Origin of the sequence: Hymenobacter ruricola, from assembly GCF_015694525.1 — a bacterium.
GTDB classification, from domain to species: Bacteria; Bacteroidota; Bacteroidia; order Cytophagales; family Hymenobacteraceae; genus Hymenobacter; species Hymenobacter ruricola.
Genome location: NZ_JADQDM010000001.1, coordinates 221,498 through 238,800, shown reverse-complemented (window position 1 = coordinate 238,800; position 17,303 = coordinate 221,498). Strand labels below are relative to the sequence as shown.

The 17,303-nt window shown below is 61.8% G+C and carries 14 protein-coding genes; 6 read left to right on the top strand and 8 right to left on the bottom strand.

Annotation, left to right across the window (positions count from 1 at the left end; genetic code table 11):
- Positions 1-219 precede the first annotated feature (219 nt).
- The 7 genes from I2H31_RS01085 to I2H31_RS01055 form a co-directional block, all read right to left on the bottom strand.
- Positions 220-786: a cupin domain-containing protein gene (locus I2H31_RS01085; RefSeq protein ID WP_196291150.1), complete on the bottom strand. Its 567-nt coding sequence runs from the start codon at positions 784-786 to the stop codon at positions 220-222.
- 74 nt (positions 787-860) lie between these two features.
- Positions 861-1,685 carry a helix-turn-helix domain-containing protein gene (locus tag I2H31_RS01080; RefSeq protein WP_196291149.1) on the bottom strand — a complete coding sequence of 275 codons (825 nt, stop codon included), beginning with the start codon at positions 1,683-1,685 and terminating at the stop codon, positions 861-863.
- Positions 1,686-1,817: 132 nt separating this feature from the next.
- Entirely contained in the window at positions 1,818-2,753 is a 936-nt protein-coding gene (locus I2H31_RS01075; protein WP_196291148.1) for an alpha/beta hydrolase family protein, read from the bottom strand.
- 129 nt (positions 2,754-2,882) lie between these two features.
- Positions 2,883-3,506 (bottom strand): hypothetical protein, encoded by a 624-nt coding sequence (locus I2H31_RS01070; protein WP_196291147.1) that lies wholly within the window; start codon positions 3,504-3,506, stop codon positions 2,883-2,885.
- Between the two features lie 3 nt (positions 3,507-3,509).
- Positions 3,510-4,562 carry a GmrSD restriction endonuclease domain-containing protein gene (locus tag I2H31_RS01065; RefSeq protein WP_196291146.1) on the bottom strand — a complete coding sequence of 351 codons (1,053 nt, stop codon included), beginning with the start codon at positions 4,560-4,562 and terminating at the stop codon, positions 3,510-3,512.
- Positions 4,563-4,592: 30 nt separating this feature from the next.
- A complete protein-coding gene (locus I2H31_RS01060; protein WP_196291145.1) occupies positions 4,593-5,522 on the bottom strand; it encodes a carboxypeptidase-like regulatory domain-containing protein in 930 nt (309 codons plus the stop codon).
- A gap of 485 nt (positions 5,523-6,007) precedes the next feature.
- Complete coding sequence (locus I2H31_RS01055) at positions 6,008-8,335, bottom strand: mechanosensitive ion channel family protein (RefSeq protein WP_196291144.1); 2,328 nt, start codon at positions 8,333-8,335, stop codon at positions 6,008-6,010.
- 394 nt (positions 8,336-8,729) lie between these two features.
- Between I2H31_RS01055 and I2H31_RS01050 the strand changes: the two genes are divergently transcribed.
- The 3 genes from I2H31_RS01050 (at position 8,730) to I2H31_RS01040 (ending at position 13,493) form a co-directional block, all read left to right on the top strand.
- Positions 8,730-10,601 carry a M1 family metallopeptidase gene (locus tag I2H31_RS01050; RefSeq protein WP_196291143.1) on the top strand — a complete coding sequence of 624 codons (1,872 nt, stop codon included), beginning with the start codon at positions 8,730-8,732 and terminating at the stop codon, positions 10,599-10,601.
- 143 nt (positions 10,602-10,744) lie between these two features.
- Positions 10,745-11,857, top strand: coding sequence for an inorganic phosphate transporter (locus I2H31_RS01045; RefSeq protein WP_196291142.1), 1,113 nt, complete (start codon positions 10,745-10,747; stop codon positions 11,855-11,857).
- Between the two features lie 250 nt (positions 11,858-12,107).
- On the top strand, positions 12,108-13,493 hold the full coding sequence (locus I2H31_RS01040) for a hypothetical protein (RefSeq protein ID WP_196291141.1): 1,386 nt from the start codon (positions 12,108-12,110) through the stop codon (positions 13,491-13,493).
- A gap of 157 nt (positions 13,494-13,650) precedes the next feature.
- On the opposite strand, the gene I2H31_RS01035 is transcribed toward I2H31_RS01040, so the two are convergent.
- A complete protein-coding gene (locus tag I2H31_RS01035; RefSeq protein WP_196291140.1) occupies positions 13,651-14,175 on the bottom strand; it encodes an acyl-CoA thioesterase in 525 nt (174 codons plus the stop codon).
- A 241-nt stretch (positions 14,176-14,416) separates the two neighbouring features.
- Between I2H31_RS01035 and I2H31_RS01030 the strand changes: the two genes are divergently transcribed.
- The 3 genes from I2H31_RS01030 (at position 14,417) to I2H31_RS01020 (ending at position 17,293) form a co-directional block, all read left to right on the top strand.
- Entirely contained in the window at positions 14,417-16,429 is a 2,013-nt protein-coding gene (locus I2H31_RS01030) for an FAD-dependent oxidoreductase (RefSeq protein ID WP_196291139.1), read from the top strand.
- Positions 16,430-16,439: 10 nt separating this feature from the next.
- Entirely contained in the window at positions 16,440-16,814 is a 375-nt protein-coding gene (locus tag I2H31_RS01025; protein ID WP_196291138.1) for a hypothetical protein, read from the top strand.
- 65 nt (positions 16,815-16,879) lie between these two features.
- Positions 16,880-17,293: a hypothetical protein gene (locus I2H31_RS01020; protein ID WP_196291137.1), complete on the top strand. Its 414-nt coding sequence runs from the start codon at positions 16,880-16,882 to the stop codon at positions 17,291-17,293.
- The last annotated feature ends 10 nt before the right edge of the window (positions 17,294-17,303 follow it).

Here is a 17,303-nt window from a genome sequence, read left to right as displayed (position 1 = left end):
TTGAGGCGGGGCGTAAAATTAAGTCGATTTTGGCGTTTTACGCAGCCCGAAATCGCGCAGCCCAACGCTTGAGAGCCCATGCGGATATTTACCGTTTTGCCTCAAGCTGTACGCCGGGTTCCGCTGCCTCGTCGGCGGCTGCTTCCACAGACGGTTTGTGCCAAACGCAAAGAGGCGGGCCGTTTCCACGGCCCGCCTCTTTTTTGTGCCCGATGCCGGCTAGCCCGCGCTCAGCTTGGGGCCCACAATGCGGCAGCCGTTGGCCACGTGAATCTTCTGCACATCGTCGAGCGTGGCGGTGGGGGGCAGCTGTGAGAGGCCCCGAAACAGGGCTTCGGTGCCGCCGCTGGGGTGCGTCATGAACACCATTTTGCCGGTGTCGCTAAGGGTGACGAACGAGTGAGGCACGTCGCGGGGCAGGAAGATTAAGTCGCCGGCGCGCAGCGTGAATTTCTCCTCGCCCACCTGCACTAGAAATTCGCCTTCGGTGATGTAGAATTCCTCGTCCTGCTGGTAGTGCACGTGCAGCGGCGGGCCGTCGTGCTTGCGGTACTCGCCCGAGAAGACGGCCAGTTGCCCGTCCGAGTCCTTGCCCGATACTTTCAGGTACAGGTCGAAGCCCATCATGCGGTAGTGCTCCTGGAATCGGCCGTCGGCGCGGCGCAGCACGAAGGGCTTTTTGGGCGCGGCCGGGGCGGCGCCCAGGGCTTCAGAGGGGAGGAGGGCCATGCTGAGGGCCGTAGCGGAAAGGTGTTTGAGGGCCGAGCGGCGCGAAGAATTTTCCATAAAAATGCGGGGTAAGGTGATGCCCGCAAAACTAGCCGCCCCGCCCCGCGGCCAGTGGTCAAAAAACGACATCTTCAGCGCAGGTGCAGCACCCGCTCGGGCGCCGTGGCTTCGGCCTCTAGCAGGCCCACCGGCGTGGTGCCCGCAAACTGCCGGAAGTCCTTCACCATGTGCTGGTAGTCGGCGTAGCCGCAGGCCAGGGCCACGGCCAGCCAGTCGAGGTCGGCGCGCCGGGCCTTCAAATCAAACGCCCGGTTGAACCGCTGAATGCGCATGAACAGCTTGGGGCTCACGCCGGCCCGCTCCCGGAACTTGCGCTCGAACTGCCGCAAGCTTAGGCACGCCTGCCCGGCCAGGTACTCCACCGACGCGGCCGGGCCACCGCCCTGCAGCCACTGGCAGGCCCGGTCGATGGGCTCAATGCGCAGCTTGCGCCGCCGGAATTTATCGACCAAATACGCGTCGACCACGGCCCGCATTTCGCCGTAGCCCGCCGTGTTCATCAGCCGGTGAATCAGGGCCCCGATTTCGCCGCCCAGCACGCTTTCCGCGTCGAGGGCGGCATCGGTGAGCGCGCCCAGCGGCTGGCCCAGCAGCTGGTAGAGCCCGCCGGGCTGGAAAATGACTTTCAGCAGCGTGAACCGGCGCGGGTAGTGGTGGTGCCAGGTGCTGAGGGGCTGCCCCTGCACCAGCGTGTGCGGCATCACCAGGCGCTGGTTGCCGGCGGGGCTCACCTTCGTGAACACGTCGCCGGGGTAAAAAATCAGGCTTTGCTCGGCGCGAGCGGGCAGCAGCTTGGTCGGGATTTCGGCCAGCCCGGTAAAATCAAAATCAATGAGCAAGTACTCCTTGACGTAGGGCCGCAAAGCCGGGTGCGGAAGCGTGACCTGGTATATCATACGGGTAGCATCGGCCGGGGCTGGTGTCAGCCAGCGCCCTGGGCCGACGGTAAGATACGTAGCCGCGCGGGCTTCCCGACGCCGTATTGCCTACCGGCAAACGCCGCCCGCAGCTTTCCCGGAAACCGGCCCCTACCGCGCCGCCCGCAGCCCCGCCACCAGCCGCTGCATCTCGTGCTGCCGAAACGGCGAAGGCGAATCGAGCCCGGTGGTGAAATTGTAGCGCACCACCACCAGGTCCACGTTTTTGGCGAAGCGGTTGAGCTGCACCGGCACGAACCGAAACAGCGTGAGCACCTCGTAGCTCTCGTACACGAGGAAGGTGCGCCGGGCGCTGCCGGGCGGCAGCCGGTCCTTTTTGGCCACGTCGAAGTAGCCCGTGAGCGGCGAGGAATTGAAGGCAAACACCTTCTCGATGCGCGGGCTGGTGTAGCCGGCGTGCTGGGCCAGCCCGCCGCCCAGCGAGTGCCCCGCCGCGAAAATGCGCGCCCGGCCGCCGTAGGCCGAATCGAGCCGGGCCACCACGGCTGGCGTCAGGGCGCGGGCCTGCTCGTACTGGTCCCAGAACCACGGGTTGTTGGTGAGGGGCCGGGTGTTGGCCACCCAGTCGGCAAACTCCAGGTAGTTGGTGCCCCGGAACACCAGCACCGCCAGCGGCACCGGGCCCGGCCGCACCCACACGTCGTACACCAGCCCGCCGGCCAGGCGCTGGCCCGGGGCCGCCACCAGCGGGTAGCGAAAGGCGAAGGGCCGCCAACCGCGCCGGGCCAGCTCGCGCCGCTCCACGGCGTACTTGGTGGTGTCCTGGCTATAGTCGGGCCGGTGGTTGGCCGACTTTACGCCCGAATACACGATGGCGCTCAGCATGGCCAGGTCGCTCACCAGCGGGTAGTCGGCATCCTGCAGCCCGGGCGTCAGCTGGCCCTGGGCTAGCTGGGCTGGCGTACGGGTGCACTGCTGGCCGTTGAGGTTGACCACGACGTCAGCGGGCCGCTGGCAGGCGGTGAGGAGCAGCAGGGGCAGCAGCAACTGGGCGCCTGTATTCCGCAATGCAAACCAGTTTTGCATAATGTTTCTATATATCTACCGAATACCATTTCGCCTTTACCATACATACTATCCAAAGCAGCTACAGAAATGATTGGGACAGTATTCAGATAATAAAAGCTCCTGCCAATAACGTATCAGGAATTTCTACTATGGCCTAGCTATTAATTCTGCTGCCATATCTAAAATATTTTCATAAACCTGCAGCATCGTTTCCCCGCTAGAGGAATTCGGGTCTACCGCGAGAACATAGTAAGCAACTGTACCACCAATAATCGGCTGTGCCAACTTACGCAAAATCAGATTATCAAGAGATGCAGATGTCGTACTAGATAAATGTGATGCTGCGTTCCTTACTATTTTTAAATCCGACAACTCGCTACTAATTGACGTTAAAACAGTTTCATATGGCTCTCCATCTTTAAAATAAAGTTTACTCAGCTTACGGACACTATCAGGAGTACCCCACTCCATAAACCTCATGCCTCCAATAACAATTTTATTTGCATGAGCCTCATCAACAGGAAAGGCATATCTCTTTACTCTAATCCCACTACCAGAGCGTGTACCGATAAGATACAGTATAAATGAACGTTCAAGAAAATGTTCCCATGCAATAAACAAGCGAACGAGCCCAGATTCTACAATAGCAGCTCGCTCGCTCCCTGAAAAGAAAAAAGAACCACCTCCGTCGACACGATGAGCCGCTGCTATCATATTGTTTATCGCAGCAACTTTGTTCCGAAATTCTTGCAAACATGCTAAAAGTGGCATATTCTAAAATGATTTCAAAATCAACGAAACGAGGTACCTAGTGCGTCGCAGTCTGACTTTTGCATCAGTTGTCGCACGGCGGCTATCTTCTAGAAACTGCTTTTGCTCCTTGGTGAATGTTACCCTGTCCTCATCTCCAAATAGCTCATCAACTGGGTTTAGCGTTAGCCGTATTTTGTCGAAGTTCCATTCTACATCAGGTGCTTTAGGCATGTCTATCTCTTTGAGTCCAAAACTCAAATGGTAAATAGCTGTAAACAAGCTATAGAAAATGTGTACTCGCCTAAATTCTGTTCTCCCTAACTCTCCACCAAAAATTGCTCCTGTGGTAGCTAGAGTGGCATTAAACTTCGATTTCAAATCTTCAACGTCGTGTTGAAAATCACTTTCATAATCTTCGTAGTATTTCTTTAATTGCTTTTTACTTTTAATACCCTCTATCATAGCAATAAGTAAATCTGCTGCCAGAGCAACATTACCCATTCGCATAACTTGAGCGTCCGTCAAAATTTTATTCTTCACCCAAAAATTAAAAGCATTTTGACCAACATTATCAGCAAGCAGCTTGAATGGCCCAAAATGATTTGCATGAATGCGCTCTTGGTCATTGAGAACAACAGCGTAAGAATTTAACCTGCCAAAAACATCCAACACTTCTTCGTCGGACATATTAACTAATAAATCCGCTGCAACTTCATAATTTAGAATAGAAACCTGGACTTCCTCATCCAACTGACTAAAGAACTTACCTCCTTGTTCTTTATTATGCTTAGGATGAATATAGAAAGAATCTTTCAAATAAGAGATTATTGTTCTTAGCCTTTGTTGGCCATCCACAACTTCCCGAATAGACATTCGGGTTGTGGCATTAATTTTTTGCCTAAGGAACACTTTTGGAATAGGTTTTCCCCTAACAATTGTATCCATTAAATATGAGCGAGCATTGTCACTCCAGACAGAGTTCCTCTGAAATCTTGGCGACAATTCAAGTTGCTGATTACGCTCCCATTCCATGAAGTCATTAATGCTATAGGTGCGGCTGTCAAAGCTTTTCATTGCAGTTTAAATTGAATGTGATTAATTAAATTACACCTTCCCCAGCACCCCATCCACCCGCTTCTTCACCCCCGCCTCCACCGTCACGGCTAGCTCCTGCGGGGCGTAGCCCGCGCCGCTGAACACTACCGTGTAGTCCCCCGCCGGCAGGGCCAGCGCGTAGCGGCCGTCGGCGTCGCTCACGGTTTCGACGGTGCCTTTGGGGCCCTTCGCTGCCACCCCGATGCCCGCCAGCAGCGTGCCGTCGGCCAGGGTGAGGGTGCCGCGCACGCCCGCTTGCCGCGTGCCGCTCACCAGGCTCAGCAGGTACTCCGTCTGGAAGAGGCGGGCCGTGTCGGGCTGGCGGCGGAAGATGCGCTGCGCGTCGCGGTTCATCTTCTGGTAGTCGTCGTAGAGGGCGCGGTTGGCCGTTTGCTGGGCGGTGGTGCCCTGTTGGGCCGTGCCCTTCAGCTGCTGGTAGCGGCCCAGCAGGGTGGTCACGTCGGCGGCTTCGGCGGCCAGGGCCGCCAGGAAGGTGGCCGGCATCTGCCCCTTGGCCAGCAGCACGGCCTCGTTGGCCGCCCCGAAGGTGGCGGCGGCCGTCATCAGGGTGCTCAGGCTGGCCCAGTCGTAGTGGGCCGCCGCGTCGTAGCTGTCGTGGCCGGCCGCCGCGCGCATGGCGTCGTAGCTCTCGGGGTAGGCCTCCTCAATGTAGCCGTCGAGGCGCTGCCAGGCGGCCAGGTACTCGCTCACCTGGGGCAGCAGCTCGGCCCGCACGGCCTCGGCCTGGGCCGAGCGGGCGGTGTCGTCGGGCAGGGCCTGGGCGGCCGCCAGGGCCTGCGCCTGCGCGGTGGCCAGCGCCGCGGTGTAGCCGCTCTTGTAGTCCGCGAAGGCAGGCAGGTGGTCGGTGTAGGCCTGCCACGCCAGCGGCAACAGCAGGTAAAGGTCGCCTTGCGACACGGGCAGTCCGGATTTCTTCATGGCCATTCGGGGTAGATGATGGGGGTTGAGCCTATTGCTCCGGCCAAATGTATGCAGCTAATTCCGGCTTCCAACCGCGCAGGTTGCCATATTCAAAAAATGCAAAATCGCCGACTTTAACGACCGGTTTTTTCTGGTTTTCAGCCCCTTTCCCGTTCCCGTCGTCCTCCCATCGCCGGCCGCCCCGCCCCCGCTGGTTTCGGCCGTCTCTCCGGGGGCTGCCGCCGGCCGGAAGGCCGTTGCCGTCCCGCTCTCATCGGTTTCGGCCGCTCCCCCGCCCGTCGCGGCCGGCCGCCGATTTGTTTTCGCCGGTGCCCCGGCCATTGCAGCCGGCCGCCAATCCCTGGCCGCCGGCCGGATTTTTGTTTCCTTCCGGCCCTCGGAAGATGCTATTTGCCCGTAGCGCGGACTCTGTAGTCCGCGTCCCCGCGCCGATAGAGTCGTTCGGGTATCCGCCGGGGACGCGGACTACAAAGTCCGCGCTACTACCCCAGTTGCAAGCCTTTGGCTTGGAAGCGCCGGTAAATGCCCGCCAGAATCTCGCTTTTGGTGAGCTGCTCCTGCCGGATGTTGGTAATCCAGAACAGGATTTTCAGCTCGTACACCTGCCCGTTGATGCTGCTGAGCAGGATTTCGGGCGGCAGGTTGTGCAGCGTGTAGGGGCTGTTTTTAATTTCTTCCTGAATCAGCTCGCGGGCCGTTTGCAGGTTGGCCTGCAAGTCGGTTTCGGGTGCGGTGGCCGTCATTTTCAACGACAGGTCGGCCCGAATGTGGTCGTTGGTGCGCGTCCAGTTGATGACGTGCTGCGAGAGCAGGTCGCCGTTGGGCAGGATGATTTCGGAGCCCGTGAGCGAAAGCAGCTTGCTGGAGCGAATGCCAATGTCCTGCACCCGCCCCGACTTGCCGGCCACCTCGATGAAGTCGCCCACGTGAAACGGCCGCTCGAAAATCAGGATGATGCCCGACACCAAGTTGTTCACGATGCTCTGCAAGCCCAGGCCAATGCCCACGCTCAAGGCCCCAAACACGATGGCAATCTTGCTCAGCGGCAGGCCCGTAGCCGCCGTGGCCAGCGCAAACCCGATGAGCACCAGCAGCAGCCGCAGCGCCACCAGCCACGAGCCGCGCTGCCGCGAGTCCACGCTGTCGGCCTCGCCCACGTCGCCGAAGAAGTAGCCGATGTAGCGCTGTAATTGCGCCGAAATAAACAGAATTACGAAGAACAGCAGGATGTTGCCGTAAGTAAATTCCGTGCTGCCCAGCAGCCGCGGTGCCGTCAGAAAGTGCTCAAAGTAGCCGTAAATGAAGTTGTACACATTCAGATTCGACGTGAACACCACCAGCCACAGGGCGCCGGCCAGCACCGTGAGCAGGCGCAGCAGCTGGGGCTCAATTTTGTCGTAGTCGAAGTGCACCGCGCTGCCCGCTTCGCTCCGGCTGCACAAAATCTGCAAGTGAAACGCCTCCGTGAACAGCTCCATGAACACCGCCAGCCCGATGCCCTGCGTCAGCCCATAAACGCCCGCCGTGCTGAACATCTTCGCCAGACTCAGCCGGCCCACCACGTTGCAGATTATTGCCAGCGCATTGAGCACCACAAACAGCCCCGCCACCGGCACCAGAAACCGCAGCTTCTCCAGCGTCTGGCGCAGCCGCCACAGCAGCCACGCGCCAATGCCCACGGCCAGCGCATTCAGCCCCAGCAGGCCCCAGCGTGCGCCCAGCCCGGTGGCCGCGTTGGCATTGGTGATGCCCAGCCACACGAAAAACGCCACCAGCCCCAGCCACGCCCAAAACATGCGCCGCGGCCAGCTCCGGGCAAACACCGCCGTGAGCGCCACTAGCAACAGCAGCTGCAGCAGCGCCAGGTACACGGGCGGCGGGTGCAGCTCCAGCGCCGGCGCCAAGCTGAACATTACCACCAGCGTGGCCGCCACCGGCCCCGGCCGCAGGTAGCGGAAGGGCTCCGTCAGCACCAGTCCTTCTTTCTTAGCCCGCCGGTAGTTGAACGTGACCCAGCCGTAGAACACCAGCCCAATCAGGGCCATGTAGGCCCAGTTGTCCCAGTTGTTGGCGAAGTAAAAGTTGATGATTTGGCGGCGGTACTGCCCGGCCTTGCGCGCTTTGGGGTCGGCGGGCGCTTTCGGGGTGGCGCCGGCCTCCCACAGCGGCGGGTAGTTGGCCTTGGCGGTGGTGCGGCCGTAGCGACGCATCTGGTCGCCCACCTCGTCCTGCAGCTCCATGCCCTGAATGTAGCTGGCCGCCACCTGCGTTTGCAGCTGCTTCACCTTCGTCAGCCGCTTCGTGAGCAAGCCGCCAATTCGCTGCTGCCGCGCCTGCAGGGCCGAATCGGAGCGTTCGAGGGCCAGCGCGGTGGCGTCGGGGTTCAGGGCGCGGGGTCGGGCCGGCGGCAGGCTCCGGAGCTTGACCTGCATCCCGGTCAGCTGCTTGTTGGCCTCGCCCAGGGCCGTGCGCCACTCCGCCAGCTGCTCCTGAATGCTCACCAGCATCAGCTGGCACATTTGCAGCTGTTTGATGTCAACCACCTCGCCCTTCTGCTTCAGCGTGTACTGAATGGCCTTCAGGTTCTCCACCATATCGGGCAATTCCTCGGCCAGCCCGCGCGAGTCAAAAACCTTGCGCACCTGCCCCGAAATGCCGCTGAGCGTGGTATAGCCCACTTCCAGCCGGTAGGAATCGTCGCGGGCCGTGGTGTCCACAGCCATCGTGTCTTCCTTCGCGGTGGTCGGTTGAGCGGCGGCCGGGGCCAGCATCAACAGCCACAACAACAGCGACAGAATCGCGCGCAGCAAGTGGGGTTGGCGTGAGGATTGGTCCGGCTTGGTGCAAGCCTTTGGAGTATTCGGAATGCGCATTTCGGGAGCTTTGAACTGGAAAAGTACGCTCCGACTCCCCGAAAAGCGGAACCTTAAAAGAAGCGAAAGACACAGCTCCACGTCGTGCCGCTGAACTGGGGAATTGTATCGACCAAGCCGGGCGCCTCACCCCCGGCCCCTACGCCGCTTGATGCGCGGAATGGTGGAGAGGGGAGCCTGACGATTCTTGACCACGCAAAGCCGGTGCCCCCTCTCCACCATTCCGCGCATCAAGCGGCGTAGGGGTCAGGGGGTGAGGCGTCACGTCAGGTGCCATCTTTGCCCCACCACGCATGCAACGCCTACTCCTCCCCCACCGTCTCTCCCTGCTATGAGTAAACCCCTCTTCACGCTCCTGCTGCTCGCCGGCCTCGCCGAAACCGCCGCCGCGCAAACCCAGCCGCTCTACATGCCCCGCGACATCCAGCGGGCTTTCCAGAAAGGCACCCGCTCGATGGACGGTCGCCCCGGCCCCAACTACTGGCAAAACCGCGCCCGCTACGACATCACCGTGACCGCCGCGCCGCCGGCCCGTGACATCCGCGGCCGCGAAACCATCACCTACTTCAACAACAGCCCCGACACGCTGAAGCAAGTGGTGCTGCGCCTCATCCTGAACATCCACCGCCCCGGCGCGGCGCGCGACGGCGACGCCTCGCCCGACTACCTCACCACCGGCCTCGTCGTCGATACGCTGCAGGTGGCCGGCCAAACCCGCCCGCTCCCGCCCGGCCAGGGCACGAGCACCATCCAGGGCGTGCGCCTGCCTAAGGCGCTGGCCCCGCACGACTCGGTGAAGTTCAGCATTGCCTGGCACTACCCCATTTCGGTGGAAAGCGGCCGCGAAGGCATGATTGACCCCACCACTTACTACCTGGCTTACTTCTACCCGCGCGTGGCGGTGTACGACGACTACGCCGGCTGGGACCGGATTCCGTTCGTGGACAGCAAGGAGTTCTACAACGATTTCAACGACTACACCCTGCGCGTGAAGGCGCCGGCCAACTACATCGTGTGGGCCACCGGCACGCTCCAAAACCCCGACCAGGTGCTGCAGAAAGCCGCCGCCAAGCGCCTGAAGCAGTCCATGACCAGCGACAAAGTCATTCACGTGGCCACGGCCGCTGACTTAGCCAGCAAAAGCATCACCGCGCAGCAGGCGATGAACACCTGGGTCTGGACCGCACGCGACATCTCGGACGTGGCCGTGGGCCTGAGCGACCACTACGTGTGGGACGCCGCCAGCGTGGTGGTGGACGCCAAGGCCAAGCGCCGCGCCAGCATGCAAGCCGCCTACGCCGACTCCACGGTGGATTTCCGGGAGTCGGTGAAGAACGGGCAGTTTGCGCTGGGCTGGTTCTCGAACCCCAACAACTGGCCCGGCATCGCCTACCCTTTCCCCAAAATGACGGCCTTCCAGGGCTTTGCCGACATGGAGTACCCGATGATGGTGAACGACAGCCCGCAGAAGGACCCCAAGTTTGCGCAGTTTGTGCAAGACCACGAAATCGCGCACACTTACTTCCCCTTCTACATGGGCATCAACGAGAGCCGCTACGCCTACATGGACGAGGGCTGGGCCACCACGTTTGAGCGCCTCATCAACACGGCCGAAAACGGCGCCGAAACCGCCGACAAGCTCTACAAGCTGTTCCGCGTCAGCCGCTGGATTTACGACCGCAGCACCGCCCAGGACCTGCCCATCATCACGCCCAGCAACGAGCTGCGCGCCGGCTACGGCAACAACGCCTACGGCAAGCCCTCGCTCAGCTATTTCGCGCTGAAAGACCTGCTCGGCGATGCCCTGTTCAAGAAAAGCCTGCACGAGTACATGGCCCGCTGGCACGGCAAGCACCCCATTCCGTGGGACTACTTCAACTCGATGAGCAGCGCCTCGGGCCAGGATTTGAGCTGGTTTTTCAACAACTGGTTTTTCACGAATAACTACATCGACCTGGCCGTGGCCTCGGTGCACGGTACCACCCTCACCGTGCAAAACATCGGCGGCTTTGCCGTGCCGTTTGATGTGGTGGTGGAATATGCCGACGGCACCAAAGCCACCCTGCATCAGTCGCCCGCCGTGTGGCAGGCCAACCAGAAGCAAACCACCATCACGCTGCCCAAAGCCGCGAAATCGGTGCGGCTGGACGGCGGCATCTTCATGGACGCCACCGAGAAAGACAACGCCTGGACCCAGCGTTAGCCGTTCTCCAACGGCAGGAAAAGTAGATAACAATTTCTTAACATTGGGAAACCAATGGGCAGGAAACGGCCGTAAGTTCGCCGGCAGAACCTAATTTTTAGGGTTTTGTCGGCGAACTTTCTTTTCACCCCTAAACGGTTGCTATGCTGCTAGTTCTTCTCTTTTTGGCGGTGGTGCTGCTCACGTATTCCAACGGCGCTAACGACAACTTCAAGGGCGTGGCCACCCTGTGGGGCAGTGGCACCCTGGCCTACAAGCCGGCCCTGGTGCTGGCCACCGTTTCCACGTTTGCCGGCTCCGTCTGCTCGTATTTCTTCGCCGCCGAGCTGGTGAAAAACTTCTCCGGCAAAGGGCTGGTGCCCGATGAAATCATCGGCTCGGCGGCCTTTGTGCTGGCCGTAGCGCTGGCGGCAGGCATCACGGTGCTGCTGGCCACGCGGTTCGGCTTTCCCATTTCCACCACCCACGGGCTGGTGGGCGCGCTGGTGGGCGCCGGCCTGGTGGCGGTGGGCACAGCCGTGAATTTCTCCAAGCTGGGCACCACCTTCTTCCTGCCCCTGATACTAGGGCCGGTGCTGGCCGTGGTGCTGGGCAGCGTGGTGTACCTGGTTTTCCACCAGGGGCGCAAGGCGGCGGGCATCACCGAAGAATCCTGCGTGTGCGTGGGCGACGTGTGGGTGCCCGTGGCCTCGGCGCCCACGGCGGCGTTCACGGCCTTGCCCACGCTGCAGGCCGGCGTGGCCACCCAGGCCGAGTGCCAAAACCTGTACCAGGGCACTTTCATTGGCATCAACTTTCAGCCCCTCATCAACAACCTGCACTACCTGAGCGCGGCCGCCATGAGCTTCGCCCGCGGCCTCAACGACACGCCCAAGCTGGTGGGCCTGCTGCTGGTGTGCAAGTTCTTCGCCATGCCCGTGAACGTGCTCATTCTGGCCGTGGCCATGGCCATTGGCGGCTGGCTGAATGCCAAGAAAGTGGCCGATACCATGAGCAAGAAGATTTCCAAGCTCAACCACGGCCAGGGCTTCACCGCCAACTTCATCACCAGCATTTTGGTGATTGTGGCCAGCAAGTTCGGTCTGCCGGTTTCCACCACGCACGTGTCGGTGGGCAGCATCTACGGCATCGGCCTGGTAAACAAGACGGCCAACTCCAAAGAAATTGCCAAGATTGGCTTGTCGTGGCTGCTCACGCTTCCGGTGGCCGCCCTGCTAAGCGCGCTGCTCTACGCCGGAATCCGAGCCGTCAGCTAATGCGGAACCAAGCGCTTTGCACGGTTTAATGGGCGCGCGGGCCTCACTGGCCGTAGCTTTGGGCCAATGCGCGGGCACGGCGAATGTGCCAAAGCCGCTGCCGGGTCCCGTTGGTGCACGGCCACCGGGTTTCGATTGCCTCGGCGCATCCTGGTTGCGCTAGTCGCGGCAATTCCGCTGCAACGGACTTCTTCTCATTGCAAAACTAGCGCGGCCAGCCAACGCTTTCCTTGCCTTTCACATTACGTTAATGTTGTCATTTCTACCGCGTAGCCTGGCGGCTGTTTTCAAAAAAACGATGGTGCCGGCGGCCTTGCTCTGCGGGCCCGGCGCCGCATTTGCCCAGATTGCGCCCACCCTGCCGCCCGATTCCGCGCCGCCCGGCCTCAAGGAAGGCCTCAAAACCTACCTTTCGCCCGACAGCTCGGCGTTCTTGAAAGTCAATTTCCTGGCCCAAACCTGGGTGCGGCTCAACGACAGCAACCCCGGCACCACCGTGAACGGGGAGCTGGAGCCCCACACCGTGGACGTGGGCATCCGGCGCCTGCGCCTGGTGCTGAGCGGGCAGCTCACGCCGCGGCTGTTTCTGTTTCTGCAGTTTGGCCAAAACAACTTCTCGTACCTGTCGCCGCGCAAGACGGGCGCGTTTTTCCACGACGCCACGGCCGACTACGCCATCGTGAAAAATAAACTGAGCCTGGGCATCGGCCTCAACGGCTGGAACGGGCCGGCGCGCTACGCCAACTCGGCCACGGCCTCGATTCTGGGCCTGGATTTGCCTATTTTTCAGGAAGCCACCAACGACGTGAACGACCAGTTTCTGCGCCGGATGGGCGTGTACGCCAAAGGCAAACTGGGCAAGCTGGACTACCGCGTATCGGTGGGCCAGCCCTTCGTGACGCAAACGGCCACGGCCGTGCCCGAGCCCATTTCGCGCAACTCCACGTATTCGCTGCGCACCCCGCACGCCGTGGTGCACAGCTACTTCATGTACCAGTTTCTGGACCAGGAAAGCAACGCGGGCGCCGGCAACGTGGGCTCGTACCTGGGCAAAAAGCGCGTGTTCAACCTCGGCGCCGGCTTCGTGCACCAGGCCGACGCCATGTGGCGCCGCGGCCCGGCCGGCGACACCCTCACCCAGGCCCTGCAGCTCTGGGCCGTGGATGCGTACTACGACGCGCCGGTGAACGCCGCCACTGGCACGGCCCTCACCGCCTACGGCGGCTACTACCGCTACGACTTCGGCCCCGGCTACATTCGGAACGTGGGCGCCATGAACCCCGCCAACGGCGTGCGCGCCGGCCAGGGCTCCTTCAACGGGGCCGGCAACAATGCTCCGCTGCTGGGCACCGGCCACATTCTGTACGCCCAGGCCGGCTACCTGCTCCGGCGCGACCTGCTGGGCGGGCGCGGCACGCTGCAGCCCTACGCCCAGGCCCAATGGGCCAACTACGACCGCCTCGCCGACCCCATGACGCTGTTCAACGTGGGCCTGAACTGGCTCATCCTCGGCAACCTCAGCAAGCTGTCAGTTAATTACCAGAACCGGCCCATTTTCACCACGCAAACCAACGGCGACATCACCGCCACCGGTCGGCGCGGCGAGTACATTATGCAGTACCAGGTGGCGTTTTAGCAGCGCTCGTATGGGTCGTCAGGCCAGAACAAAAAAGCACGTCATGTCGAGCTGGTCGAGACATCTCGCGTGCCGAAGTAACTCAATTGAATGGATTACTGCTGCACGCGAGATGTCTCGACCAGCTCGACATGACGTGCTTTAATGGACGATTGCGCTATTCGTCCGCACCCGCGCCGCGGCGCTGCTTCTTAAGCTGCTGGCGCACCTCTTTCACGCGCTCATCAAAGCCGTCGGGGTCGTAGCTCACTTCCTCCACGTCGAGCTGGTCGAGCAGGTCCATCATGGCGTTGGCGTGCTCGGTGCGGGTGCCGGCGGGCGTGGTCACGTAGGCCATTTCGGACCAGAGCAGGGCCAGCAGGCGTAGACCGTCTTCGCTGCGCATCTGCATTTCGAGCACCAGGTTGGAGTTGTCGAAGTGAATGAGCTGGCTCAGGATGCGCACCGTGGCGCCCTGCCGGGCCGGCTTGAGGTAGCTGATGTGGTGCTTGGTGATGACCCAGGCGGCTTTTTGCTCCTGGGCCAGTTGACCCATGTTCAGGGCGTAATGCTCGGTGGTGTGGTCTTCGCGGGCGTTGAGGAAGTAGTCGAGGAAGCGGGCGTTGTTGAGGTGGCCCAGCATGTCGCAGTCCTGAAAGTGGACGCGGTAGGTGGTTTCGGGCGTTTGGAGGAGCTTTGGCATGGACAGCGGCGTTTGGCAGGAGCAAAGGTCGGGAGCAGAACGTCATGCAGCGCGCAGCGAAGCATCTTGCCCGCAGCCAGTAAATCAATCGTCAAAATTGCATTGCGCGGGCAAGATGCTTCGCTACGCGCTGCATGACGTTCTTTTTTACAATCCCCACCCTCCCACCCTGAAAACTACTCGGCACGCCTAACACTTTGGAGAAAATTCCCTACCTTTTAGCCTCCAAAATTCCCGCCGCATGTTCTCACTCACGCCCGAACGCTCCGCCATTCTGCAAGCCCTTGCCGACACGTTTATTCCCCAGTTGCCCGATGGCAGCCCGGCCGGCTCGCTCGGCCTGAATCTGGAGAAGCTGGAGGCTGCCATTCGGGAGCAGCCACAGGGCGCGCAGGCCGAGTTTGGCCAGCTCCTCGATTTGCTGGAAAAGCCCTTGCTGGGCCTGACGTGGTTCGGGCCGCTGAAACCGTTCCGCAAGCTGGAGCCCGCGCAGCGCGAGCAGCTGCTGCAAAGCTGGGCCTCGTCCAACGTGCCGCAGCTGCGCAAGGGCTTTCAGGCGCTGCGCAAGCTGTGCACGCTGCTGTACTACGGCGGCAGCATGGCCGAAGTGCCGGCGGCCTGGGGCCACCTCGGCTACCCCGGCCCTGATGAGCAGCCCGTGGATTTGCCCAAGCCCATCCGCACGCTGCGGCCCACGCAGGACACGGGGTACGAGTGCGACGTGCTGGTGATTGGCAGCGGCGCGGGCGGTGGCGTGGTGGCCGGCGAGCTGGCCGAAGCCGGGCACGACGTGCTGGTGCTGGAAAAAGGCCCTTACTGCCACGGCTGCGACTTTACGCAGCGCGAAGTAGACATGCTGGGCAAGCTCTACGACGCCAAAGGCACGCTGTGCACCCAGGACGGCAGCATCGGCATCCTGGCCGGCGCCTGCCTGGGCGGCGGCACCACCGTGAACTGGGCCGGCGCCTTCCGCACCCCCGACTATGTGCTGCAGGAATGGGCCCGCGAGCACGACGCGCCCCACTTCATCACCCTCGAATTCAAGGAAAGCCTCAACGCCGTGGCCCGCACCATCGGCGTGAACACCAACTACACCCGCCACAACGGCCAGAACCAGGCCCTCTGGGACGGCTCGACCAAGCTGGGCCAGGAAGTGAAGCTGATTCCGCGCAACGAAAAGGGCCTGACCGACTCCGACAGCCACTTTCGCAGCCTGGGCTACACCACGCTGGGCGACGCCCACGGCATCAAGCAAGGCACGCTGAACACGTATTTGCTCACGGCTTTCGAGCACGGCGCCCGCATTCTGGCCGATACGAAGGTGGACCGCGTGACCATTGCTGACGGCCGGGCCACCGGCGCCGAGGCCGTGCACACGACGGAGGACGGCCACCAAATCCACATCAAAGTGAAGGCCAAGCGTGTGGTGGTGGCCGGTGGCGCCATCCAGACACCGGCGCTGCTGCTGCGCTCGGGCCTGAAGCACCCGCATCTGGGCCGCCACCTGCACCTGCACCCCACCGTGGTGGTAGGCGCCCGCTACCCGCGCGCCATGAACTCCTGGCACGGCCCCAGCATGAGCGTGGTAAACGACACCTACACCCAGCTGCACGGCACCAACTTCGGTGCCAAGCTCGAAACGCCGCCCACCCACCCCGGCCTGCTGAGCATGGTGCTGCCCTGGCTGTCGGGCCGGCAGCACCACGAGCTGTTGCGCGACGCCAGCCACCTGGGCTCCTTTATCATCCTCACGCGCGACCGCGACGGCGGCCGGGTCAGCATCGACAAAAACGGCATGCCGCTGATTGATTACTCCTTGTCAGATTTCGACCGGAGCAACATGCTGGAAGGCGTGCGCGCCGCCGCGCAAATTCATGTGGCGGCCGGCGCCGAAACCGTGTATTTGCCGCACAATACCCTGCCCACGCTGCACGCCAAAGACGGCGCGCTGCAGAACCCCGAAGTGCTCGACAAGCTGCCGCACCTGAGCTGGAAGCCCAACCAGTTCGGCCTCTACAGCGCCCACCAGATGAGCACCTGCCGCATGGGCGGCGACGCGGCCACGCACCCGCTCAAGCTCAACGGCGAAACCGTGGAGGTTGAAAACCTCTTCGTGGCCGACGGTTCGGCCTTTCCGGCCTGCAGCGGTGTAAACCCCATGCTCACCATCATGGCGCTGGCGCACTTCACGGCGCAGAGCCTGAAAGCCGCCCGGCCAGTGGAAACACAACAACGGGCGGTTGCCACCGCGTAACTTTCGGTTGATGAAACGCCCGCCGCTCACCTCCCTGCTATTGCTGCCACTGCTGGCGGTGCTGTTGTTCGGCAACTGCGGGGGCGGGGTGCGGGAAGTTGTCAACGGCCTGACTCCGGAGCGGCACGAGCGGCTCCGGGCCATCATTTTGCGCCAGCGGGCCGAGCGGGCCGCCGCCCGTCGGCAGTTGCACGGCGAAGCGCGCCGCGAAGCCTACGCTCACATCGAGCAGCAAACCACGGCCCGCGCCGACAGCCTGTTCGGCCAGTTTGGCAGCGGCCGCGAGAAGTTTCGGCGCCGCCGCAACAAGCTCGAACGTCAGGCAATGCGCAAAAACAACTCGGCCCTGATACCCGCCATTCGCATTCCTATTGACACCCGCTGAGGGACCTTGCCAGCCGCACCGGTGTTTTCTGCGTATTGATAGCAGTACCGCTATTAATGCACCGCATGCGCTTTCCCAGCTTTTTCGCCCTTCTGTCGTTGGCCCTGACCGCGGCTAGCTGCTCCCTTTTCCACCGCGACAAGCCCGCACCCGTCGTCGAAACCGTCCGCACGCCCGACTCGCCCGCGCCGCCCACCGCCGCCCGCGACCTGGCCGACGTGATGGGCACCGAGCTCAAGCTTACCCCAGACCAGACCGGGCGGGTGCGCACCATCCTCAACGGCACGCTCACGCAGTCGAACGCGGCCAAGGAAAAGTTCGCGCCCAAGTCGCCGCAGCTGCTGGCCGAGCTCAAGCGCATCAACACAAACTCCCAGAAAGAGCTGCGCGCCGTGGTGGGCCCGGCCAAGTTTCAGCAGCTGCAAACCAAGGCCACCCAGCAAAAAATAGCCACCGAGATGCAGCAGCGGCAGAAATAGCCGCTTCACG